The organism is Hahella sp. KA22 (genome assembly GCF_004135205.1).
GTDB lineage: Bacteria > Pseudomonadota > Gammaproteobacteria > Pseudomonadales > Oleiphilaceae > Hahella.
Window position 1 is genome coordinate 6792989 of record NZ_CP035490.1, and the last position, 21985, is coordinate 6814973.

The 21985-nt window shown below is 52.7% G+C and carries 18 protein-coding genes; 8 read left to right on the top strand and 10 right to left on the bottom strand.

The annotated features are described in order from the left end of the window. Positions 1-59: 59 nt before the first annotated feature. From EUZ85_RS30215 to gmk, 3 genes are all read right to left on the bottom strand, one after another. A complete protein-coding gene (locus EUZ85_RS30215) occupies positions 60-2189 on the bottom strand; it encodes a bifunctional (p)ppGpp synthetase/guanosine-3',5'-bis(diphosphate) 3'-pyrophosphohydrolase (RefSeq protein WP_127973791.1) in 2130 nt (709 codons plus the stop codon). 162 nt (positions 2190-2351) lie between these two features. After that, positions 2352-2561 carry a DNA-directed RNA polymerase subunit omega gene (gene rpoZ / locus EUZ85_RS30220; protein WP_127973792.1) on the bottom strand — a complete coding sequence of 70 codons (210 nt, stop codon included), beginning with the start codon at positions 2559-2561 and terminating at the stop codon, positions 2352-2354. 49 nt (positions 2562-2610) lie between these two features. Beyond that, positions 2611-3237: a guanylate kinase gene (gene gmk, locus EUZ85_RS30225; RefSeq protein ID WP_127973793.1), complete on the bottom strand. Its 627-nt coding sequence runs from the start codon at positions 3235-3237 to the stop codon at positions 2611-2613. Between the two features lie 228 nt (positions 3238-3465). Here gmk and EUZ85_RS30230 point away from each other — a divergent pair, with 228 nt between their 5' ends. Then, positions 3466-4425: a LysR family transcriptional regulator gene (locus EUZ85_RS30230; RefSeq protein WP_127973794.1), complete on the top strand. Its 960-nt coding sequence runs from the start codon at positions 3466-3468 to the stop codon at positions 4423-4425. 125 nt (positions 4426-4550) lie between these two features. Here the strand turns inward: EUZ85_RS30230 and EUZ85_RS30235 are convergent, their stop codons facing one another. From EUZ85_RS30235 to eat, 5 genes are all read right to left on the bottom strand, one after another. Further along, positions 4551-5267 carry a GMP synthase gene (locus EUZ85_RS30235; protein WP_127973795.1) on the bottom strand — a complete coding sequence of 239 codons (717 nt, stop codon included), beginning with the start codon at positions 5265-5267 and terminating at the stop codon, positions 4551-4553. A 16-nt stretch (positions 5268-5283) separates the two neighbouring features. Beyond that, positions 5284-6447, bottom strand: coding sequence for an iron-containing alcohol dehydrogenase (locus tag EUZ85_RS30240; protein WP_127973796.1), 1164 nt, complete (start codon positions 6445-6447; stop codon positions 5284-5286). A gap of 59 nt (positions 6448-6506) precedes the next feature. Further along, positions 6507-7895: an aldehyde dehydrogenase family protein gene (locus tag EUZ85_RS30245; protein ID WP_127973797.1), complete on the bottom strand. Its 1389-nt coding sequence runs from the start codon at positions 7893-7895 to the stop codon at positions 6507-6509. Between the two features lie 64 nt (positions 7896-7959). Next, complete coding sequence (locus tag EUZ85_RS30250) at positions 7960-9339, bottom strand: glutamine synthetase family protein (RefSeq protein WP_127973798.1); 1380 nt, start codon at positions 9337-9339, stop codon at positions 7960-7962. Between the two features lie 92 nt (positions 9340-9431). Next, positions 9432-10910 (bottom strand): ethanolamine permease, encoded by a 1479-nt coding sequence (gene eat, locus EUZ85_RS30255; protein ID WP_241566899.1) that lies wholly within the window; start codon positions 10908-10910, stop codon positions 9432-9434. Between the two features lie 266 nt (positions 10911-11176). On the opposite strand from eat, the gene EUZ85_RS30260 reads away from it, so the two are divergent. Continuing rightward, positions 11177-11650 carry a hypothetical protein gene (locus EUZ85_RS30260; protein WP_127973799.1) on the top strand — a complete coding sequence of 158 codons (474 nt, stop codon included), beginning with the start codon at positions 11177-11179 and terminating at the stop codon, positions 11648-11650. Between the two features lie 12 nt (positions 11651-11662). Here the strand turns inward: EUZ85_RS30260 and zapE are convergent, their stop codons facing one another. After that, positions 11663-12850 carry a cell division protein ZapE gene (gene zapE, locus EUZ85_RS30265; RefSeq protein ID WP_127973800.1) on the bottom strand — a complete coding sequence of 396 codons (1188 nt, stop codon included), beginning with the start codon at positions 12848-12850 and terminating at the stop codon, positions 11663-11665. A 71-nt stretch (positions 12851-12921) separates the two neighbouring features. Next, complete coding sequence (locus EUZ85_RS30270) at positions 12922-13815, bottom strand: GIY-YIG nuclease family protein (protein WP_127973801.1); 894 nt, start codon at positions 13813-13815, stop codon at positions 12922-12924. Between the two features lie 472 nt (positions 13816-14287). Here EUZ85_RS30270 and EUZ85_RS30275 point away from each other — a divergent pair, with 472 nt between their 5' ends. The 6 genes from EUZ85_RS30275 to EUZ85_RS30300 all read left to right on the top strand — a co-directional run bounded on the left by EUZ85_RS30275 (position 14288) and on the right by EUZ85_RS30300 (position 21970). Then, positions 14288-14578: a helix-turn-helix transcriptional regulator gene (locus EUZ85_RS30275; RefSeq protein ID WP_075274496.1), complete on the top strand. Its 291-nt coding sequence runs from the start codon at positions 14288-14290 to the stop codon at positions 14576-14578. Further along, on the top strand, positions 14568-15917 hold the full coding sequence (locus EUZ85_RS30280) for a type II toxin-antitoxin system HipA family toxin (RefSeq protein WP_127973802.1): 1350 nt from the start codon (positions 14568-14570) through the stop codon (positions 15915-15917). The genes EUZ85_RS30275 and EUZ85_RS30280 overlap by 11 nt, the downstream gene beginning before the upstream one ends. A gap of 457 nt (positions 15918-16374) precedes the next feature. Further along, complete coding sequence (locus tag EUZ85_RS30285) at positions 16375-16617, top strand: AlpA family transcriptional regulator (protein WP_001070200.1); 243 nt, start codon at positions 16375-16377, stop codon at positions 16615-16617. After that, positions 16604-18346 carry a DUF927 domain-containing protein gene (locus tag EUZ85_RS30290; protein ID WP_127973803.1) on the top strand — a complete coding sequence of 581 codons (1743 nt, stop codon included), beginning with the start codon at positions 16604-16606 and terminating at the stop codon, positions 18344-18346. The genes EUZ85_RS30285 and EUZ85_RS30290 overlap by 14 nt, the downstream gene beginning before the upstream one ends. A gap of 272 nt (positions 18347-18618) precedes the next feature. After that, the gene (locus EUZ85_RS30295; protein ID WP_127973804.1) at positions 18619-18822 is read left to right on the top strand and encodes a helix-turn-helix transcriptional regulator; all 204 of its coding nucleotides are present in this window, start codon (positions 18619-18621) and stop codon (positions 18820-18822) included. Positions 18823-18841: 19 nt separating this feature from the next. Continuing rightward, on the top strand, positions 18842-21970 hold the full coding sequence (locus EUZ85_RS30300) for a type I restriction endonuclease subunit R (protein ID WP_127973805.1): 3129 nt from the start codon (positions 18842-18844) through the stop codon (positions 21968-21970). The last annotated feature ends 15 nt before the right edge of the window (positions 21971-21985 follow it).

Consider the following 21985-nt stretch of genomic DNA (forward strand, 5'->3'; position numbering starts at 1 on the left):
TACTCAGGAAACGGATCAGCTAGCAGGATGGATAAGGTTGGCGCAGCGTTCCCGGCCGCTTAGTGTTTCACCCTGGAAATGGAAGTCACCGCCAGCAGATGACGCAGGCGACGCATGACCCGCGCCAGATGGATACGGCCCTGAACTTTGATGATCAGGCTCACCACACTGAGACGGGCGTTTTGCTCTTCCACATTGATTTTCTCGATATTGCCGTCGGCCATGGTGACCGCGCTGGCGATTTCGGCGATGACGCCCCGCTGGCGCTCCACTTCGACCCGCAAGGCTACGGAGAACTCGTCAGTGATGTTCTTGGCCCAGGTCAGATGGATGCAGTGCTCAGGGTCGTGGAGGAATTTCTTGATCTTGTCGCAGGTTTCGGAGTGAATCATCAACCCCGCGCCGCGATTGATGACGCCGACGATGGGATCGCCGGGAATCGGTTTACAGCAGTGCGCCAGATTCAATACCTGACCATCAGCGCCTTCCACCATCAAGGACGGCTTGTTGTCGTCCTCGCGGTATTCCATGTCATGGCTTTCCGTCGGCTCGCCATCAGACACCAGTTGCCGGGCTACAATATACGCCATGCGGCTGCCCAGCCCGATTTCCTCTAGCAGGCGGTCGAAGCTGCTGGCCTGATTATGCTTGAGCACTTTTTCTTTGTGCTGCTCGCTGATGTCGTCGAGTCGTTTGCCGAACGCCTGCAGGTTTTTCTTCAGCAGGCGCCGCCCCAGATCACGGGACTCGCTCTGGCGCTGCTGCTTCAGATAGTGACGGATGTTGCTCTTCGCCTTGCCGGTGACGACAAAGTTGAGCCACGCCGGGTTTGGCTTGGCGCCGGGCGCGGTAATAATTTCCACAGTTTGCCCGCTCTTCAGCGGCATACTGAGAGAAGCCAGATGCTTGTTAATGCGACAGGCCACCGTGGAGTTGCCGATATCCGTGTGTATCGCGTACGCGAAGTCCACCGGAGTCGCCCCGCCGGGCAGCTCCATGATGCGGCCCTTCGGCGTAAAGATGTAGATTTCGTCCGGGAACAGGTCGATTTTGACATGCTCGATGAATTCCAACGAGTCGTCCGCCCGCTCGCGCAGCTCCATCAAATCCTTCACCCACTTCTGCGCCCGCATCTGCTGGTTATCCGCCAAGTCAGAGGTGGCGCTCTTGTAAACCCAATGCGCCGCAATGCCGCTGTTGGCGACTTTGTCCATTTCTTCGGTGCGGATCTGGATTTCGATATTGACGTGGGAGCCGAACAGCGTGGTGTGAATGGATTGATAACCGTTGGCCTTGGGCAGGGCGATATAGTCTTTGAAGCGGCCCGGCACCGGCTTGTACATGCCGTGGACCACCCCGAGCGTTCGGTAACAGCTATCCACGGAGTCGGTAATAATGCGGAAGGCGTACACGTCCATAATGTCATGGAATGAACGTCGTTTGGCCTTCATCTTCTGGTAAATGCTGTGCAGGTGCTTCTCCCTGCCCTGAATACGCACGGACAGACCGCGCTCCTTCAGTTTGCTTTCCAGCTTGTGCTTGATCTCTTCGATGATCTCGTAATGGGTGCCGCGCAGTTTACGTACGGCTTCCTGAATATATTTTGCGCGCATCGGGAACATGGCCTGAAACCCGAGGTCCTCAAGCTCCACACACATGGTGTGGATGCCAAGGCGATTTGCGATCGGCGCGTAGATATCCAGCGTCTCCGTCGCGATCCGACGACGCTTCTCCGGTTTCAACGGTCCCAGCGTGCGCATGTTATGCAGACGGTCCGCCAGCTTCACCAGGATAACGCGAATGTCTTTGGCCATGGCCAAAGTCATCTTTTGAAAGTTTTCCGCCTGGGCTTCCGCCTTGGACTTGAACTCAATCTGGGTCAGCTTACTTACGCCATCCACCAATTCGGCGATGCTCTCTCCAAACTGGCCGCTGAGCGCATCTTTGGGTATGCCGGTGTCTTCAATGACGTCATGCAGCATGGCCGCCGCCAGACACTGATGATCCAATTGCAAATCGGCCAGGAGATTGGCCACCGCCAGCGGATGGGTGATGTAAGGCTCCCCGCTTTGCCGGTATTGCCCTTCATGCGCCTGCTCGGCGTAGTAAAACGCTCGCCGCACCACATTGATATGGTGGTTATCCAAATAGGTTTTTAAACGTTCAGCAAGCGCATCAATCGTCGGCACAAGGGACCTTCACAACATAAGCGGTACACAAAATAAAAAAGGTGGAGATGAAAAAACCGGACAATCAGCCCAGATTTTTTACAGCTGTATAAATCAATATAAAGATAAAGAGGGGAATTTCAAGAGAGGGTGAAGTCAGGCCCCTTTGCGGGGCCCCGGACGTTAGTCTTCGTCTTGCTCAAGCATCGCAGATGTGACGAGGCCCGCAGCGATTTCGCGCAGTGCGACGACAGTGGGTTTATCGTTTTCCCACTCGACTTTAGGGTCTTTGCCATACTGGCTGATCTGACGAGCGCGCTTTGAAGCCAGCATGACCAGCTCAAAACGGTTATCTACATGATCCAGACAATCTTCAACGGTTACTCGCGCCATAACACACCCTTTACCAGTGCCAGTTCAGAAAATGACCGCGTAGTTTAGGCTAACTCGACTGGGATGACAACATCCCGCGTAGCTCGGCTTCGAAGCGCACTTGCTGCACGGATAAACGCAGCCGCTCAGCCCGGAAAACGGACTTCAAATCCACCAGCGCGTGATCGAAGTCATCGTTGAATACAAGATAGTCGTATTCAGGATAATGGGAAATTTCATTCGCTGCTTCCTGCAAACGGCGCTGAATGACTTCGGCGCTGTCCTGACCGCGAGATTCCAGGCGCTGCTGCAAGGCTTCCAGAGAAGGAGGCAGGATGAATATGGACTTGGCTTCCGGACGCAGTTTGCGCACCTGTTGCGCACCCTGCCAGTCAATTTCCAGGATAACGTCGACGCCTTTCGCCAAAGTGGACTCCACCCAGGCCTGAGACGTGCCGTAGAAATTGCCGAACACTTCCGCGTGCTCCAGGAAATCTCCCGCCTGCGCCTGCGCCAGAAACTCTTCGCGGGAGATAAAAAAGTAATTCACCCCATCCTGTTCGCCCGGACGCACCTGACGAGTCGTGTGGGAGATGGAGACTTGCGCCAGTTTATCTTCTTTGAGTAAAGCCGACACCAAACTGGTCTTACCCGCCCCGGAGGGCGCTGAAATAATATATAACTGACCTCTGGCCATGAGATATCCTTCGTTATTCTGGGTGCTGGCGAAAAATGATTAAGTAATCCGGTCAGTTAACAAATCAAGTTAACCAACGAATTCCAGTTAACCAACACGCTCTAGTTAATCAACAATAGTATCAGAGTTGTGATGGGTTGTAGCGGACCTTTGCATTCAGAGGCCGCTCCGTGCAATCCTGAAACAGGCGATAAACGCCCATGCATACAACCGTGATTCGTAGAAGTTATGGCAACACGTTTCGGTTTCGATCTCCGCGCTCTGAGGATTTTCGCCCACGTCGCCAAGACTGGGAATATGAGCCACTCCGCTGAGCAGTTGGGAATGACGCAAAGCTCTATCTCCCAGGCTTTGTCCAAGCTGGAGGAGTCGCTGAAGACCCGGCTGTTCGATCGCACAGTCCGCCCCATGGAGCTGACCAGCGCCGGGCGCTTTCTGTATGACCGCAGCACCGCCCTGTTGCAGGAAGCGGAACAGACCAGTCAGGCCATTCTGCAGTCGGATTTCGCGCAATTGCGCCTCATAAAGATCGCGTTAACCGATTCCATCGTCACCTCGGTAGGACGATCGCTGCTGGATGCGGTGAAAAAACGCGCCCATGACTGGTCGATCAGCACGGGACTTTCGCATCTGCACGGCCATTCCCTGCTCTCGCGCAACACAGACATTATTATCTCCGACGACGCCTTGGAGGATTACGCCGATCTGTCCCGCTACCGCATCCTGCGGGAGCCGTTCATTCTGGCTCTTCCCAACGACTACAACGGCCCCGTCGATGACCTCAACAAACTGGCGGCGGAGTTGGACTTTGTCCGTTACGGCGCTCATTCCCTCATCGCTCGGGGCATCGAGCGGCATTTGCGCGCGGTGCGGGTGGAAGCCCCGGACCGTCTGCAGCTGGACAACTCTTACGCCATTGTCTCCGCCGTATCGGCGGGCATGGGCTGGACCATCACCACGCCTCTGTGTTTATTCCAAAGCGGCATCAAGCAGCATCACGTACAAATCCGCCGTTTGCCCGGCGAACAGCTGTTCCGCTCGATTACTCTTACTGCCCGCAAGGGAGAACTGGGAGACCTGCCCCGGGAAATCGCCCAGGACTGTATCGCAATATTGAAGCAGGATTTCCTGTCGCTGATGGCGACCGAACACCCCTGGATGATGGAATATCTGACGTTGGGGGATTGAACCCAGACAAAAAAACGGCCGCGTCTGGCGTCGCCCTTAGGGACGCTAGCGCAGCCAAAGAGGGTTGAGGGGGAACAACGCAGAGCCCGACTCTGCGTGTGTCCGATATAAAGAGCAGAACAGGCTTAACGAGTCAGCTGTCCTCCTGCGAAAAAGTTGATGATCCACTGCATCATCAAACGATCATCCACCGGCGCTGTTAGAGACGTCTTGCCTTCGCGAATACGCGGCGCGGGGATACGATCCGTGCGTTTGTCCATCAAGGCGCTGGAGTACGCCTTGCTGAACTCAGGATGCCCCTGCACCGTCATCAGATCAGAGCCGTACTGCAACAGGTAGAAGGGACAGAAGGCGCTGCTCGCCAACACTTCCGCGCCTTCCGGCAACTGCGTGATCTGATCTTGATGGCTGACCACCAGGTCCAGGGAAGGCTGATAAGGCTCCATCCAGTTTTTGCGCACGCCAATCTGATTGAAGGACATGCCCACGCCCCAGCCGCGATTGGACTTCTCCACCTGGCCTCCCAGCGCTTTGGCCAATAATTGATGACCAAAGCAGATGCCCACAAACTTTTTCCCCGCCGTAGCGACCGCCAGCACAAAACTCTCCAGCTTCTCGATCCACTGCGCGCCGTCATTCACGCCATGGCGACTGCCGGTGGTAATGTAGCCGTCGCAGGCGTCGACGGAATCCGGCAGTTCGCCGTCCATCGCCCGATAAGTGACGAAAGCCCATTGCGGAGCCAGTTCTCCCAGCGCCGCTTCAAACATCGCCGGATAATTCCCGAATTCCGGCTGTAATTCCTCCATAACGTCGTCACACTGCAAAATGCCAATTCTCATCCGCCTCTCCCTGCCTTCAAAGACGTCCATGTACAGCGTTTCTGAAGAGTTCCGCATACTGGCCTGCATCGAACGCAACCGGATTGCCGCCAGCGGAGGGGTCTTCCACCGCCATGGCGCCGACACGCTCCGCGTCGCTGTCGTCAATACCGATCGCAGACAAAGCATGCGGAATGCCCAGGCTTTCACGCAGCGCCAGCACCCAGTTCAGGAAGCCGTCGAATCCTGGCTCCGACAAGTCCAGATAACGCACCAGACGAGTGATGCGCTCTTCAATCGCCTCGCGGTTCGCCTTCAGCACGTAAGGCATGAGAATCGCATTGAGCAAACCATGATGCGCGTTGTACAAAGCGCCCAGCGGGTGCGCCAGGGCGTGCATGCCGCCAAGGCCTTTCTGGAACGCCGTAGCGCCCATGCTGGAGGCGACCAGCATCTGCGTGCGCGCCTCAATATCGGCGCCGTCTGCGACAGCGCGGGGCAGATAGTCTTTCACCAGACGAATGCCTTCCACCGCAATGCCTTCCGCCAAGGGGTGATAAAAAGGCGAACACAACGCTTCCAGATTATGGGAAAGCGCGTCCATCCCGGTCGCAGCCGTGATGGGCGGCGGCAGGCCGACGGTCAACTCTGGGTCCAGAATCACCAGCGCCGGCAACATACGCGGATGGAAGATAATTTTTTTGACGTGCTTGGCGGCGTCCGTGATCACCGAGGCCCGCCCTACTTCTGAACCTGTTCCCGCCGTCGTGGGCACGGCGACCACCGGCGCCATGCCAGCTTCGTTGACCCGCGTCCAGTTATCGCCGACATCTTCAAAATCCCATAACGGACGATCCTGTCCAACCATCAGCGCCACCGCTTTGGCGGCGTCCAACGCAGAACCGCCGCCAAAGGCGATGACGCCATCATGGCCGCCAGCGCGATATGCGGCCACTCCCGCTTCCACATTTTCTCCCGTGGGATTGCCTTGAATGTCCGCGAACAGCCCGCATTGCAGCCCGGCGTCACGGCAGAGAGCAACGGTGTCCTGCACCATCGGCAAGGATTTCAGACCTGGGTCGGTTATCAGCAGAGGCGACCGCATGCCGAGATTTCGACAGAGTTCCGGCAGTTCCCGGATACGTCCGGCGCCAGTGCGGATGGCGGTCGGATAATTCCAATTGGCTTGTAGTGCACTCATGTACAGTCTCTTTAATACGCTCGTTAAAGTTTTTGTTTCGCCATTGTTTACAACTGGCGTTACAGCATCTTGATATGGAAAGACTTGGGCCGGGTCAGGGATTCATAGCCCAGCTTGGACAAGGTGCAGCCGCGCCCGGAGTTCTTCACGCCGGTCCAGGCCAACGCCGGGTCCAGATAATCGCAACGGTTGATAAAGAACGTGCCGGTATCGACCCGCTCGCCCAGCGCCACGCCCGCGTCCAGGTCCCGCGTAAAAATAGACGCGGTGAGGCCGAATTCGCTGTCGTTCATCAGCGTCACGGCTTCCTCATCGGACGCCACTTTCTGGATGCCGACAACCGGACCGAAAGACTCTTCGGTCATTACCCGCATACTGTGGTCAACATTAGTCAGCACCTGCGGGGCCAGATAAGGCGTTCCTTCTTTATCCATCTCAAAGTCAGCGGGATTGATATGGGCGACGGCCCCCTGCTCCACGGCCTCGCGCACTTGTCCCCGCACGAATTCCGCCGCGGAAGCGCGCACCAGCGGCCCCAGGGTGGTGTTAGGATCATCGGAGCGCCCCAGGCGATAACTTCTGACCAGGGCGACGGCCTTCTCCACAAAGGCGTCATAAACGGATTCATGGACATAGATGCGCTCGATGCCGCAGCAGGACTGCCCCGAGTTGAAGAAAGCGCCATCAATGGTGGTTTCCACAGCGTGGTCAATATCCGCGTCCGCGCGAACATAAGCGGGGTCTTTGCCGCCCAATTCCAGGCCCACGCCGATAAAACGGCCTGCGGCGGCGCGCTCCACCATGGCCCCGCCAGGGACAGAGCCGGTAAACGCGACGTAGTGAATGTCTGGCGAGCCGATCAGCGCTTCCGTATCCGCATGATTCAAATGCAGGTATTGGAATACGCCGTCAGGCAGGCCTGCTTCACGGAAAGCTTCGTAAATGCGCTCCGCGCACAAAGGCGTTTGCGCAGAATGTTTAAGCAGCACGGCGTTGCCGGCCAGAATCGCCGGCACAATGGCGTTAACCGCCGTCAGATAAGGATAGTTCCAGGGCGCAATGACAAAGGCCACGCCCAAGGGCTCACGTTTGATATAGCGACGAAAGCCCGGTTTCTCATCCAACTCTATCGGCGCCAGCGCTTCCTCCGCGACATCGATCATAAAACGGGCGCGCTCTTCAAATCCGCCCACTTCCCCCGCCGCGTAGCGAATTGGCCGTCCCATTTGCCAACACAACTCCGTCGCGATCTCGTCACGTTTGGCGACAAAGGCGTCCACCATCTTGCGACAGATGTCCCGCCGCTGCGCCAGCGTAGTGCGCTTCCAATCGCGCTGGGCTTGCGCCGCCTTAGCCGTGGCGGCGGCGATGGCCGCTTGATCAGCGTAGGGACGCTCAACGTAGAGAGATCCATCCACAGGGGACCAAGTCTTCTGCATAGTGCTCATTTTCGATTCTCTTACCTTTACTTAAAGGATAGTCATGGGACTGAAGGTCATTCTGATCGTCGCGCTAGATAATCTCGAAATAACGCTCCAGCTCCCAATCCGTAATGTGGCGACGGAATTCGCGGCCTTCCCAATCGCGGGTGGCGGCGTAATGTTCAACAAACTCATTCCCGAATAACTCACGCGCCGCTTCCGAGCGACGTAAGGCTGCAGCCGCGTCCACCAACGTGGACGGCAACGCCAGCTGTCTGGGATGTTCCTGATCGTAGGCGTTACCGGACACCATCTCTTCCGGCTCCAGTTCGTGTTCAATACCGTAAAGACCTGAGCCAAGAGACGCGGCCAGGGCGATATAGGGATTGGCGTCGGCGGAGCCCAGTCGATATTCGACCCGCTGCGACTTATCCGATCCGGGAATGACCCGTAGCGCCGTCGTGCGGTTTTCGCAGCCCCAGGTCGCATCGGTCGGCGCCCAGAACCCCGGAACCAAACGGGAATAGGCGTTTACTGTCTGCGCCATCATCGCCAGCATTTCCGGCATCAGCTTTTGCTGTCCGGCGATAAAATGACGCTGCATCTTGCTCATGTTCATGGGCTGACCGGCTTCATAGAAGGCCGATTTGCCGCTTTCTTTATGCCGCAACGACATATGGATGTGCCCGGATTGGCCGGGATAGTCGTTAGACCACTTGGCCATGAATGTGGCCATCATGTTCTTACGCTGCGCCCATACCTTGGTGAAGGTCTTGAACAAAGCCGCCTTGTCCGCCGCTGCGCAGGCTGAATCCACCGTCAATGCCGCCTCCAGGACGCCTGGTCCGGTTTCGGTGTGCAGTCCTTCCAAAGGGAAGTCCATTTTCTCGCACAGATCCAACAGCTCATGATAAAGCTCCGCGTGCACGGAGTTACGCAGCATGGAGTAGCCGAAAAAACCCGGCGTGATCGGCTCCAGATTGCGATATCCTTTGGCGCGAGCGGAATGCGGCGTTTCATTGAACATGAAGAACTCATATTCAAAGGCGGCATAGGCGTCCAGCCCCATGTCCTCCGCACGACGCAGTACGCGTGACAACACATTGCGCGGACAGATACGCGCAGCGGGTCCATCGAAGTCGCACAAAAACAGCAACATGCCCGGCTCGAAGGGGATGTCGCGGCAGCTCTCCGGCAGAATTTTCACCGGAGCGTCCGGGTAGCCTGTATGCCAGCCGGTGTATTTGACGCCGACATTTTCATAAAGCTGGTCTTGTGAGTCCCAGCCCAACACCACGTCACAGAAGGCAAAGCCGCTTTCCAGTGAGGAAAAGAACTTCTCCTTACTCATGTACTTGCCGCGCATAACGCCATCGTTATCAAACAATCCGACCTTCACATGGGTCAGATTGCGCTCTTCCACAATCCGTTTGGCGTCGGCGATAGTTTTTACGTCTCTTGTCTTTATCATTTCTAATCCGCCTTGTTGTGATTCTTGTTCAGTCCTGTTGCAGATAATGATCCTGGAGCCGGCGCGCCGGCCCCGCAATCCCTTTAAGCCAATTAACTCAATTCAGCCTCGGCCTTGGCGATGGCTTCAAACTCTTCCTCGGGAGCCTTCGCCACCAGGTGATGCCGACTATAAAAGGCGAAATACGCCACCATCACCGCATAGAACACGGCTGACCACATCGCGGCTTCCCGACTGACCAAAAAAGTGCTGATGAATGCGGCGACGGACAAGACCAAAGCGATCCCAGTCGTCAATATGCCCCCTGGCGTACGATAGGGACGGTGCATATTGGGCTCTTTGACTCGCAGAATGATGTGCGACAGCATCATCATGGCGTAGGAGATCGTGGCGCCAAACACCGCCATGGTGATCATCAAGTCTCCTTCTCCGGTCAATGACAGCAGAAACCCAATCACACCCGGCACAACCAGCGCCATTGTCGGCACTTTGCGATTGCCGGTTAAGGACAGCCAACGCGGCAGATAACCTGCGCGGGACAAAGCGAACACTTGACGGGAATAAGCGAAGATAATGGAGAAGAAGCTGGCGATCAGGCCCGCCAGGCCTACCAAATTGACGAAGGTGGCCATGGCGGAGCTTTCACCGTATGCATGCTGCAGAGCGCCCACCAGCGGCGCGCTATGATCTTTCATCAGCTCAGCGCTGGAGCCGCCCGGCGCCAGGAACAACACCAATCCGCCGAAAATCAACAGAATCACCATGGCGGTGATAATGCCCTTAGGCATGTCCTGAGCCGGGTTCTTAGTTTCTTCCGCAGCTAAAGGCACTCCTTCCACAGCCAGGAACAGCCACATGGCGAAAGGAATCGCCGCCCATATCCCAAAGTAACCCTGCGGCAGGAAGGCGCTGGCGCCCACGGCGGATTCGTTAACCGCGATATCCGTCAGGTTGGCCAGTTCAAACTCAGGCAGCATACCCAGGATAAACACCAGCAGCGCCGCCGCTGCAATAGCGGTGATGACCAGCATGATCTTCAACGCTTCGCCGGCGCCCCACAGGTGAATGCCCACAAAAATGATATAGAAAGCAGCGTAGACCAAGGGACCATTCAGGCCGAACATCTCCCCCACATAGCCGCCAATGAAGATGGCGATGGCCGCAGGCGCGATAGCGTATTCAAGGAGAATGGCGGTGCCGGTGAGAAAGCCCCCAAGCGGGCCCATGGCGCGACGGGCGAAGCCATAACCGCCGCCGGCGGTGGGAATGGCGGAGGAGAGTTCCGCCAGGCCGAACACCATGAAGGTGTACATCGCGGCCATCAGAATCGTGGCGATAAACATGCCGCCGAAACCGCCCTGCTCCAGGCCAAAGTTCCAGCCGGCGAAATCACCGGAGATAACATAAGAGACGCCAAGACTGGCCAGCAGAATCCATCCCGCCGCTCCCTTTTTTAATTGACGTTTTTCCAGATAGTCATTGGATACATTCTCATAATCCACCGTTCCGACATGAGCAACTGAAGGCGCAATGCTGTTGTCAGACGCTGTGGCAGCGGACGTTTCGGCCATGGGTTAATCCCCCTGTTTATTGTTGTTTACTAGGACGACGCCCTATCTCCGCAGAGATGAGCGCGCAGGCTTCAAACACCAACCGATTCTAGGAGGCCCCAAAAAACCCAGCAAATACAATCACTTTCATCGCAAAGCTAGTATTAGGGAAACTTATAGTGCGCTGAAATGACGCGCCGGGCGCGTTATCCGCATGCCCTGAAAGGGGAATTGAAATAAACTGCCGGGAGAAGATTTACAGCAAAACGGGGCCAAAAGGAGGCATTGTGCTGGAAAAGATAAACGCCTGGATCGACGACACCAACCGTAAGAACTACGATCACCGCCGCGCCTGTACGGAGTTCGCCCAAGCGTTCGCTGGCTTCTACTCGCCGGAATTTCTGGCCAGCGCCTATTTCGTTGTGACCGACGATATTCCCAGACCCGACTTTCCAGAACTGCGCCAAATGGGATTCGGCAGCTTTATAGATATGCCCGTCAATGGGACCACCTATAAAGATACTTACTACATAAGAAGCTCAGCGGTTTCCGAGTTGCGAGTGCATTTTCATGAATTGGCGCACGTAGTGCAGTGGCGTGAGCTGGGCGCGTTGAACTTTATCCAGCGTTACATGAAAGAAATTCTGACTTGTGGTTATGCAAACGCCCCCTTGGAGATCATGGCGTATGATCTGGATAAGCGCTACGGCGCGAAAGTCGACGCCTTTGATATTCCTGAATATGTCATCAGGAACCTGTAGCTCAACAGCAAGTCAGGCCAGTTCCGACGGCTCGCGCAGATGCTGATACTGCAACGACCCCATTTCCATCAACCGGCTGCGCGCCCGCTCAAATTCAAAAGTCAGCGCGCCGCGAGTATAGAGTTCCGCCAGTGGCGCCAAGGCAGTCATGTAAAGTCGTACTTTGCGCTCGTACAACTCGTCCACCAGCGCAATAAATCGACGCGCCGCATCATCACTCCGCGACAACACCACAGCCCTTTCCCCTGTTGCGCCGGAACCGACACTGCCGTCTTCCGTTCCCCGCGCCTTGATCCTCTCATACGCCTCGCCGCTTAACGGCGGGATATTGAGAAGAATAATCAGATCGAAGCGTTCAGCGAGATCAACGTAATCCAGGTGACTGCGCGGTCCTTCGCAAAGAGCCGCAAAATCGAATGCGATCCTCCGTCCAGCGCGAGCCACATAGGCGATATCGCGGGACAGCACCCGTACCGTACGCGGCTTGTCACTTTCCGCCACTAACTCAAAACGCTGTAGCAAGTCGTCCTGGATATCAGACAACGCAGACTGGTCACGCTCAACAAAATAAATTGCTTCCGATTGCAATGCGCGTTCACGGTGGTCCAGCCCGCCATCCATGTGCAAAGTTTGTGTATGCGCCTGGATCGCAGCGATAGCAGGCAAAAAGCGAGAGCGCTGCAAACCGTCCCAATACAGCTTTTCCGGCGGCGTATTGCTCGTCGCCACCAGCGTCACATTGAACTCAAACAGCGACTGCAACAGCCCGCCCAGCAGCATAGCGTCGCCAATATCCGAGACGAAAAACTCATCGAAGCAAAGTACAGAGTAGCGACGGCTGAAGTCTCTGGCGATACGTCGCAAAGGCTCTGGCGTTCCACTCAACGCCTGCAACTGCTGGTGCACGGACGCCATAAAATGATGGAAATGCTGACGCAAAACCTGTTCTGGATTGAGGCTGGCGACGAAAAGATCCATCAAAAACGTCTTGCCCCGCCCCACTTTGCCCCACAGATACAACCCCGATACATACTCCGACCGCCCCACCAACCACTTAGGACGACCGCCAGCGCCCGCCAACCGCTCATACAAATCCTGCAACGCATTCAAAGCCGTCACCTGCGACGGATCAGCCTGAATTTCACCAGCGTTGAGTAAAGAGTCGTAGCGTTGTTTGGGGCCTGGGGGAGTTGTGTACATCTCAACGCAATAGTGAATTCTTAAGTTAAAGGGTCGTTAGGGGGAGATCTATGCAATTGTAATGCTCGGGACTATCTCGCCTTTACCGCTCTGGATATCTCTTGCTCTTCCGCCGACTTCAGATCCTTGCCTGTCGCATCCTTCCACTCGATAAGCCCATTGGCGCTTCGCCCCATGATGACAGCAGCCGCTGCCGAAGGACTACTAAAGAGATAGTCTGCGTTGAAAAGTAACTTTTCGCCCGATATGCCTAATACTCCGGCTTCCATAAGCTCTTCCCTAAGAGCGTTGAAGCCTTTAGAAAAGGACGGCACAGTACTTGTGGCGGCTTCTGAGCCAGCGAACACAACAAACCCATCATTCGTGCGCCGCCCCCGACCACTGGCTCCTCTGGCGCCTTTCACATAAAAAACATCTGGTGATCGCGCCGATGCGTCATCCACTTTCACTAAAGGCTCAAACACCCTGAATCCCATCGTGTTGACTAGGATTTTTATATACTCAATAAACTCTTCCATCTCCGCTTGGTCAGGCTCTGAAATGGCGCTTCGAGTGGGCGTATTGCCATTTTGAATATCAAATCGGCCAGCCGTTTTGGCAATATCGCAAAGCCTGGATTCAAGGTACTTAATATGCGCCTTATTTAAATTCTCATCTTTGCTGGTGAATACCACCGACTCATTCCAGAACTCTTTGTCTGACACATGCTTTACGAGACGCTCATAGGCATTTTCAGTTTCTCCCACATAGGCTTTGGGTTTAGCGGTGGGAGAGTCTGCGCGACCAAAAAGTATACACACAGCGGTCCCTTTCAGGTCGCTGCGGTCAGCACAATCTTTTACTTTTGCCCTCGGGATACGATAAGCCTTACCCGTCCAGTTGGATATTTCACACACCATCCTGCCTTCTGGATCAGCGTCCATCAAAAACAGCTTTATCGTCTTCCCATACTTCTTTGCGTACATGGCTTTCCTTAATCCTGAGCCTCTACAACCTGTAGAAAATTCGGTCCTTCTAACTGAGAGGCGGCTCTTCGCCATAGGAATTTTCTACTCTATTCGGGCAATAAAAAACCCTGCATTCACAGGGTTATCTGGCGCGAGCTCAGTTCGATTTACTCGACGTTCTGGATCTGCTCATTGAGTAGCGGCCTAGACCCTAACAAACTCAACGAGTTATCGAAAAGAAACCGTTCAAAAATGCCTGTTTGCCCACCAAACTGCCCACCACTTGCCTATGGCTTTTACTAAATCTTAGTGGTTAGCAATGGAAAAACAGTGCCGTTTTTATGCTGCTGTTAGAGCTAAAACATAGCAGTTTTGAAGGGCTTTATCGAGTAATTTTTTCAACACCTCATTTGATAATGGATACAATAATATCCACTTTCCGTTTTATTTCGCTATAATGGATATGAATGTATCCATTTGGCCTTTGCGGATGAAATTTACCTTACTTGATGATACCGATGTAAGCCAAGCCTATGCGGCTTATTTACGTGAGTTACGAAAGCAGGCAAAGCTGTCACGAGCGGCGCTTGCTGAGCGCAGCTGTGTACCTGCGGCCACCATTAAAAAGTTTGAGCTGACCGGGCAAATTTCATTTCGCCAATTGCTGTTGCTATGGCAGACCCTTGATTCGCTAGAGAGGCTCTATCAACTCACACAACCTAGCAAAGAACGGGTCACTATGCCCTCTAGTATTGATGAGGTGCTAAAAGATGAGTTTTAAACCCATTCAAAAACTCGCCGTGACTCGCACCTTAAGTTCAGGTGAGCAGGTTGCAGTAGGGGTCTTGGCGCAGAATCGGCAAGGTGTTTTTTTCCAGTATGCAGACAGCTATTTGCAGCAGTTTGGCAACTTATCACCTTTTACCTTGCATGCGAACGCGCAAGTTCAAGTCGCTCCTAAAGCGCCGCACCAAGGTGTACAGGGCGTATTTGGAGATTGTTTACCCGATGGCTGGGGCATGCTGTTACAAGATCGTATTTTCCGGCAAAAGGGCATACTGCCTAATCAATTAACGGCGATGGATAGGTTAGCCTTTGTCGGTGATAAAGGCATGGGAGCATTGTCTTTTTCTCCGGTTTCTGAGTTTTCAGCCACCACGCACGCGGATATTGATTTAGCGACGTTAGGCTTAGAAGCACAAACGTTGTTCGATGCTTCAATGTCAGATTACATGAATAATAATCACGATGAGTTAGATGGGCATACGCAACAGGTGTTGGCCGCATTAGTCGCCGGAGGTAGTTCGGGTGGGGCAAGGCCTAAGGCACAAATTTATATGCCTGCTGGGGAAACTCAGCATTGTCGAACCTTTGCAAAGCCTAGTGATGAGGCCTGGCTGATTAAATTTACTTCTAAAAATCTCGCGCTCGGGCATGAAGAAGGTTTATGCGAGGCAGTTTATTTACAAATGGCAGAACTTGCTAAGTGTCAACCACCGCTATGGCAACTCATTGAAGCACCACCTACAAGCGGTGCGTCTGCCTGGTTGGCGCTTAAGCGCTTTGATTATGTCACTGAACAGGCCGACTTAGGCAGAAAGCGCAGTGCAGGTCGCCTGCATATGCACAGCGCTTGCGGGCTTCTGGATGCAGACTTTAGAACGCCAAGTTTAGATTACATTGATTTGATTAAAGCCAGCCGTCAGTTGTGTAAATCGCCAGCTGCTGGACAACTGCAATTTCGCCGCGCCATTTTTAACCTGCTGTCGTCTAATCAAGACGACCACAGTAAAAACTGGGCGTTCTTGCAAGCGGATGACGGTCAATGGGATCCTGCCCCTTTTTACGATGTTACCTACAGCCCACATCCATTCAACGAACACGCCACTGCGTTCGGCGGTTATGGCAAAGCGCCACCGCTTAAGGTGATGCAAAAACTAGCGACCAGTGCTGGCTATGGGAGTTGGCATGAGGCAAAGCAAGTTATTGAAGAAGTCGCAGAAGCCATCAGCCAATTTACGTATCTGGCACAGCAGCAAGGGATCAGTAAAACAACAGTGTCTGCGATTGCTAAGACATTGGATCAGCGCAAACAGGAAAATGCCGCGCTTTTTCAATGAAAGTAAAACAAACTTTTCAATTCACAATAAATACAAGGTCTACAGATTGTTACCCATAAACTCTTTGTGTAGACCTTCAACCTCTGCATTCCCCCGTTCGGTAAAATGCATAGAGAACTCAACTTGCATTGCACACCTTTACGCGCAGAAAAGTGTGGAATTTTACATTTTTATGCGCATAAAAGTGTTATGACGTTATCGTTGGGCAAGGCTTTCCCTTTTGAGATGGCTTTGGGCACTTGGGGTAGTCTGGGCAACGCCTTAATTCACGCTACTTAGGCACACACTAACCCTGCCCACAGAGCATTTATTGTTTTGGGCACTATCTACAAACTGGGGCAAGTAGCGACCTGCACCCTCAGAAAGATGCACGATCTGGGCATTTATCTGCCTACTGCGTCCGATTAGTACTGGCAAACTCCTAACTGAACTTAACAGATCAGTGAGGAAGCAAACGATGAACCCAACTACACAATCATCCACCACATCAACACACCCAGCGCGTCAGCAGCGGATTTTGCGCTTGCCCGAGGTAAAGGCCAAAACAGGCTTTGGCCGCAGTACCATTTATGCCCTGATGGCCAGCGGTGAATTTCCACGTTCCATTCGTATTGGTGCGCGTGCCGTGGGCTGGTTAGAAAGCGATATCGACCAGTGGATTGAAACCCGCCGTATCGGTGCTGCTTATGGCCGTGGATAAACCATCAGCATTAAACCAATTATCTGCCAGTGATATGCCTAGCAACGAGCCAAAATTACCAGCTGGTTTTGCCTATAACGCGCAAAACTGGCTGGTGATGCAACCGGCAGGGCAAGATAGCCCAGTCAAAATCTGCTCTTGGCTGCAAGTAGCTGCTCGTACTCGCGATCCGCAAGGGGACAACTACGGCTATTTATTGCACTGGTTAGACGATGACAATCGCCATCGCTATTGGGCCATGCCAGCAGAACTATTGGCCGGAGACGGCAGCGAGTACCGCCGAATCCTACTCAGCCGAGGTATGCGGCTAAGCAACAGTGTCAAAGCGCGGCAGTTGCTCTCCCTGTTTATTCAACAAATGGGCGAACTGGCCACGCAAAAGGCCATCAGCGTGAACTGCATTGGCTGGCATCACCACGCTTATGTGCATCCGCGCCTCACCTTTTACCCAAGCGAACACAGCAACAACCTGCGCATGGTGCTGCAAACCATGCACCCGATAGAAGGCTTTATTCAACAAGGTAGTAGCGATAGTTGGCGGCAGCACGTTGGCCGTTATTGTCTGGATAACCCGCTATTAATTGTTGGTGTTTGTGCTGCGCTGGCTGCGCCTTTGTTGCATTTGTGCGGGGTGGATGGTTTTGGTTTACACCTCTACGGTGCCAGCAGTACTGGTAAAACCGCAGCGCTGTATCCGGCATTATCGGTGTGGGGCGAGCCTAATCAACTGCGCCACAGTTGGCGTGCCACGGCCAACGGTTTAGAAGGCACAGCATTAGCGCATAACGATGCCTTGTTGGCGCTCGATGAAATGGGCGAAGTTGACCCAAAAGAGGCAGGCGATGTCGCTTATATGCTTGCCAATGGCCAAGGTAAAACCCGTGCAGGCAAATACGGTGAAATGCGCTTACCCGCGCGTTGGCGTTTAGTGTTTTTATCTACTGGCGAAGTGACGCTCGAAAGCCATCTTGCCAGTATTGGCAAACGCGTAAAAGCGGGGCAGCAAGTGCGCGTGATTGATCTCAGTGCCGATGCCGGAGCGCAAATGGGCGTGTTTAACCAGAGCCATGGTATGAACGCTGCCGATTTAGCCGATCATCTTAAACAGCAAAGTCGCCAACATTACGGCTGCTTGGCCTTGGACTGGTTACGGTATTTAACGCAGCACAGCGCGCAGGTGCGACCCGTTTTCCAAAACGTACGCCAACGTTTTTTAGCCGGCTTACCTCCCGAGGCAGACGGCCAAGTGCGCCGGGTCGCCGAAAAGTTTGCCTTACTGGCTAGTGCTGGGTTGTTAGCCATTCAAGCCAAAGTACTCGATTGGCCAGCTCAAAGTGTCGAAGCCGCCTGCTTAAATCAGCTTAACCAATGGATACTCGCCCGCGGTGGTGTAGCCGCCAATGAAGATCAACAAGCGATTCGCCAAGTGCGCAGTTTTATTGAGCAGCATGGCGAAAGCCGCTTTACGCCCAAACAAACCGGTTACAGCAGTCAAGTACGCCAACGCGCGGGTTGGCTTGATACTTCTGGCCCACAAACCCTTTACCTGTTTTACCCAACTGGCTGGCGTGAAGCCACCGAAGGTCTCAGCCCAGATCGCGCCGCCAAAGCACTGATGGCCGCAGGCTACCTGGTCCCCGATGGTAATCGGCCACAGCGCAAAGTCAGCCTGCCCGACAACACCCGCCCACGCATGTACTGTGTTAAAGGCAGTATTTTGGATGACTAAAAAGGCGATGAATCTTGTGTGGGTTTGTTGCCTTACAGTGCATCGCCAGTCAACATAAATAGCTAGCGATGCTTGAAGTCCAACACAGACAATACCTCCAGAGGCATTCCCGTGAACCGCTAGCGTACCAACAACCAGCACCGAGCGAATAACAAATGAGCTCAATTATTTGGTTTTAACTCAAATAAGTTGAGAATAATCATAATCGTGGTAGGGTAAGCAACAGTGAAAAATCCCCAAGTTTATGGTTAAGAAAACACCGTGGAGAGAGCATGATCCGCTGCCACCTAGCCCGATTAATGGGTGAGAGAAAAATGCGCATTAGCGACGTGATGCGAGAAACCGGCCTAAGCCGTACCACCGTCACGCTACTGTACAAAGAAACTGCGCTTAAGGTGGACTTAGAGGCGCTCGATAAGCTGTGCGATTTGTTTAACTGCCCTCTAAGCGATTTGCTTGAACAGGTTCCTAATTAAAACGATTACAAGGAATGTTATGGCCTTCAATACCAAAAAATTTAATGAAGATAGCCGAGTAAAAATCCCTGCAATTCTTCATTTAATGCGTCTAGGTTATAAGTACCTGTCACTTAAAGGACAAAGCTGGGATCTCGACACCAATATCTTCCCTGACGTATTCAAAACCGCTATAGGCAAAATTAACCCTGGTATTGAAGATGCTGAAGCCGGTCGTTTGCTAGAAGATGTCAAACTACTGCTTGATAACGAAGACTTGGGCAAAGCCTTTTTTGAGCGCCTATCTGAGCGTTCAAATACCAAGTTGATTGACTTTGAAAACTTCAATAACAACAGCTTCCATGTTGTTACCGAGCTAACGTGTCAAAACGGTGATGAAGAATTCCGCCCCGATATCACGCTGCTAATTAATGGTATGCCGCTGGTGTTTATCGAGGTGAAAAAGCCGAATAACCGCGAAGGCATTCTGGCCGAGCGCGACCGCATCAACAAACGCTTTCAAAACCCTAAGTTCAAGCGTTTTGCCAACATCACCCAGTTTATGATTTTCTCCAATAACATGGAGTACGACGACGGCGATCCTGAACCCGTACAAGGCGCTTTCTATGCCAGTAGTTCTTACCATAAGCCGGTGTTCAACTATTTCCGCGAAGAAGAAGTCTTAAACTTAACCGCCTTGCTGAAGCCCGTATCGGATGATGACGAGCTTAAAGTCTTAAAAGACAATAATCTGGAAGTGATCCGCAGTAACCCAGAGTTCCAGACCAACAAGCAGTCCGAGCGCCCAACCAACCGCATTTGCACCTCTTTACTCAGTCGAGAGCGCTTAGCCTTTATTTTGCGTTACGCCTTGGCGTATGTATCGGAATCTGACGGGCTACAAAAGCACATCATGCGTTACCCGCAAATGTTTGCCACCAAAGCCATTGAGAATAAGCTCAGCGAAGGGATAAAAAAAGGCATCATTTGGCACACCCAAGGCAGTGGTAAAACTGCCCTAACGTTTTATAACGTGCGCTTTTTAACCGACTACTTCCAAAAGCAGCAAGTCATCCCTAAGTTTTACTTTATTGTTGACCGCCTAGACTTACTGCAACAAGCGCAGCGCGAATTTACCGCCCGTGGTTTAACCGTACACACTATCAACTCAAGGGATGCTTTTACCCGTGACATTAAAGCCACACAGGTGATCCATAACCATTCTGGCAAACCAGAAATCACCGTGGTGAATATTCAAAAGTTTAAAGATGACCCAGATGTGGTCAGCACCAAAGACTATAACGTCGCGATCCAGCGTGTGTACTTTTTAGATGAAGTTCACCGCAGCTATAACCCCAAAGGGAGTTTCTTAGCCAACTTAAGCCAGTCAGACAGCAACGCCATTAAAATTGGCTTAACGGGTACGCCGCTATTGGGAGATGACTACAACTCACGCGTCTTGTTTGGCGATTACATTCACAAGTACTACTACAACGCGTCCATTGCCGACGGTTACACCTTGCGCCTAATCCGTGAAGAGATCAGCACTCAATACAAAATTGAGTTGCAAAAAGCCCTTGAAGAAGCCGAAGTGAAAATGGGCGATGTCGATCGCAAACTGATTTACGCCCACCCAAGCTTTGTTGAGCCCATGCTGACTTACATCGTAAACGACTTTGAAAAAAGCCGTGGCGCATTAAACGATACAACCATTGGTGGCATGGTCATTTGCGACAGCTCAGATCAAGCCAAGCAGATGTTTGAAATATTCAATGGCGTTTATGCCGAAACGCCTATTCTGCCGCAAACATCCAACTCAAAAACCGAAGTGCTTGAAATCGCTGAGCCTGCGCCAACCAGTTATGCAGAGTCTGCCAAACAAGCCCAAAAGGTAAAAAACGCCGCCTTGATCCTGCACGACATCGGCACCAAAGAAGAACGTAAAAACTGGGTAGAAGACTTCAAAGCAGGCAAAATCGACTTTTTGTTTGTGTACAACATGCTACTCACCGGTTTTGACGCCAAGCGTCTGAAAAAGCTTTACCTTGGTCGGGTGATCCGCAAGCACAACTTGCTACAAGCGCTCACACGAGTGAACCGCACTTACAAAGATTTCCGCTACGGTTATGTTGTGGATTTTGCTGATATTCGTAAAGAGTTTGATGCCACCAACAAAGCCTATTTCGATGAGTTACAGGCGGAGCTTGGCGATGAGATGGAGCACTACTCACACCTGTTTAAATCTCAGGAAGAAATCAAGCAAGAAATCGAACACATCAAAGACGTGCTGTTCCGTTTTGATACCGACAACATGGAAGAGTTCTGCAATCAAATCAGCCAAATACAAGATCGCGACACCGTACTGGTGCTCAAAAAAGCCTTAGCCGATGCTCGCAGCTTGTATAACTTGATCCGTTTGCAAGGCGAGTATGACTTTCTCGATGAACTGGATTTTGCCAAGCTCAATGTGTTGTATCGTGAAACCAGTAATCACTTGGACTTACTCAATCTTAAAAACGACTTAGAAAGCGGCGAAGATACCAGCAACTTGCTCAACCGCGCCTTAGAAGATGTGATCTTCAAGTTTGTAAAAATCGGCGAAGAAGAACTGGTACTAGCCGACAAGCTCAAGAATACGCTACGTCAAACTCGCGAAGCACTGGCCAGCAATTTTGACCAGCAAGACCCGCAGTTTATTAGCTTAAAAGAAGAGCTAGAGCGCCTGTTTAAGAAGAAAAACTTAAGCGAAGTCACCCAAGATGAAATGGTTGCCAACATAGACGCGCTGAATAAAATTCACGACCGCGTCAAAGAGCTGAACCGCCAAAACAACCAACTGCGGCAAAAGTACTTAGGCGATGCCAAATACACCCGTATTCATAAGCGCTTGCAAGAGCGCCAGCAAAACCAAAGCGACATTAGCGAGTCAGAACGCAAAATTTTTGAAGCGCTAGCAGGTGTAAAACAAGACGCCGACGAGCAAGTGCTCAACAACAGCCAAGTGTTGGATAACGAAAGCTACTTTGAACGCCAAATGATGCCGCTGGTGATTGGCCGCTTTGTGAAAGAACAGCAAATCAAACTCAACGCCGACGCCTCGCGTTACATTAACCACCTTGTCGTCGCGGAATACTTAAAAGAATTTAATACTGGCAGCCAAGCGTGGTAATGCGGGTAACACTGA

Excerpts from the sequence above, each read along its gene's own strand:
- eat (WP_241566899.1), bottom strand. The coding sequence starts at position 10,910 with ATGGCCGAAACGTCCGCTGCCACAGCGTCTGACAACAGCATTGCGCCT.
- zapE (WP_127973800.1), bottom strand. The coding sequence starts at position 12,850 with ATGTACACAACTCCCCCAGGCCCCAAACAACGCTACGACTCTTTACTC.
- EUZ85_RS30295 (WP_127973804.1), top strand. The coding sequence starts at position 18,619 with ATGATCCGCTGCCACCTAGCCCGATTAATGGGTGAGAGAAAAATGCGC.
- EUZ85_RS30280 (WP_127973802.1), top strand. The coding sequence starts at position 14,568 with ATGAGTTTTAAACCCATTCAAAAACTCGCCGTGACTCGCACCTTAAGT.
- EUZ85_RS30270 (WP_127973801.1), bottom strand. The coding sequence starts at position 13,815 with ATGTACGCAAAGAAGTATGGGAAGACGATAAAGCTGTTTTTGATGGAC.
- EUZ85_RS30230 (WP_127973794.1), top strand. The coding sequence starts at position 3,466 with ATGGCAACACGTTTCGGTTTCGATCTCCGCGCTCTGAGGATTTTCGCC.
- EUZ85_RS30275 (WP_075274496.1), top strand. The coding sequence starts at position 14,288 with ATGAAATTTACCTTACTTGATGATACCGATGTAAGCCAAGCCTATGCG.
- EUZ85_RS30245 (WP_127973797.1), bottom strand. The coding sequence starts at position 7,895 with ATGAGCACTATGCAGAAGACTTGGTCCCCTGTGGATGGATCTCTCTAC.
- EUZ85_RS30290 (WP_127973803.1), top strand. The coding sequence starts at position 16,604 with ATGGCCGTGGATAAACCATCAGCATTAAACCAATTATCTGCCAGTGAT.
- EUZ85_RS30300 (WP_127973805.1), top strand. The coding sequence starts at position 18,842 with ATGGCCTTCAATACCAAAAAATTTAATGAAGATAGCCGAGTAAAAATC.
- EUZ85_RS30235 (WP_127973795.1), bottom strand. The coding sequence starts at position 5,267 with ATGAGAATTGGCATTTTGCAGTGTGACGACGTTATGGAGGAATTACAG.
- gmk (WP_127973793.1), bottom strand. The coding sequence starts at position 3,237 with ATGGCCAGAGGTCAGTTATATATTATTTCAGCGCCCTCCGGGGCGGGT.
- EUZ85_RS30250 (WP_127973798.1), bottom strand. The coding sequence starts at position 9,339 with ATGATAAAGACAAGAGACGTAAAAACTATCGCCGACGCCAAACGGATT.
- EUZ85_RS30285 (WP_001070200.1), top strand. The coding sequence starts at position 16,375 with ATGAACCCAACTACACAATCATCCACCACATCAACACACCCAGCGCGT.
- rpoZ (WP_127973792.1), bottom strand. The coding sequence starts at position 2,561 with ATGGCGCGAGTAACCGTTGAAGATTGTCTGGATCATGTAGATAACCGT.
- EUZ85_RS30240 (WP_127973796.1), bottom strand. The coding sequence starts at position 6,447 with ATGAGTGCACTACAAGCCAATTGGAATTATCCGACCGCCATCCGCACT.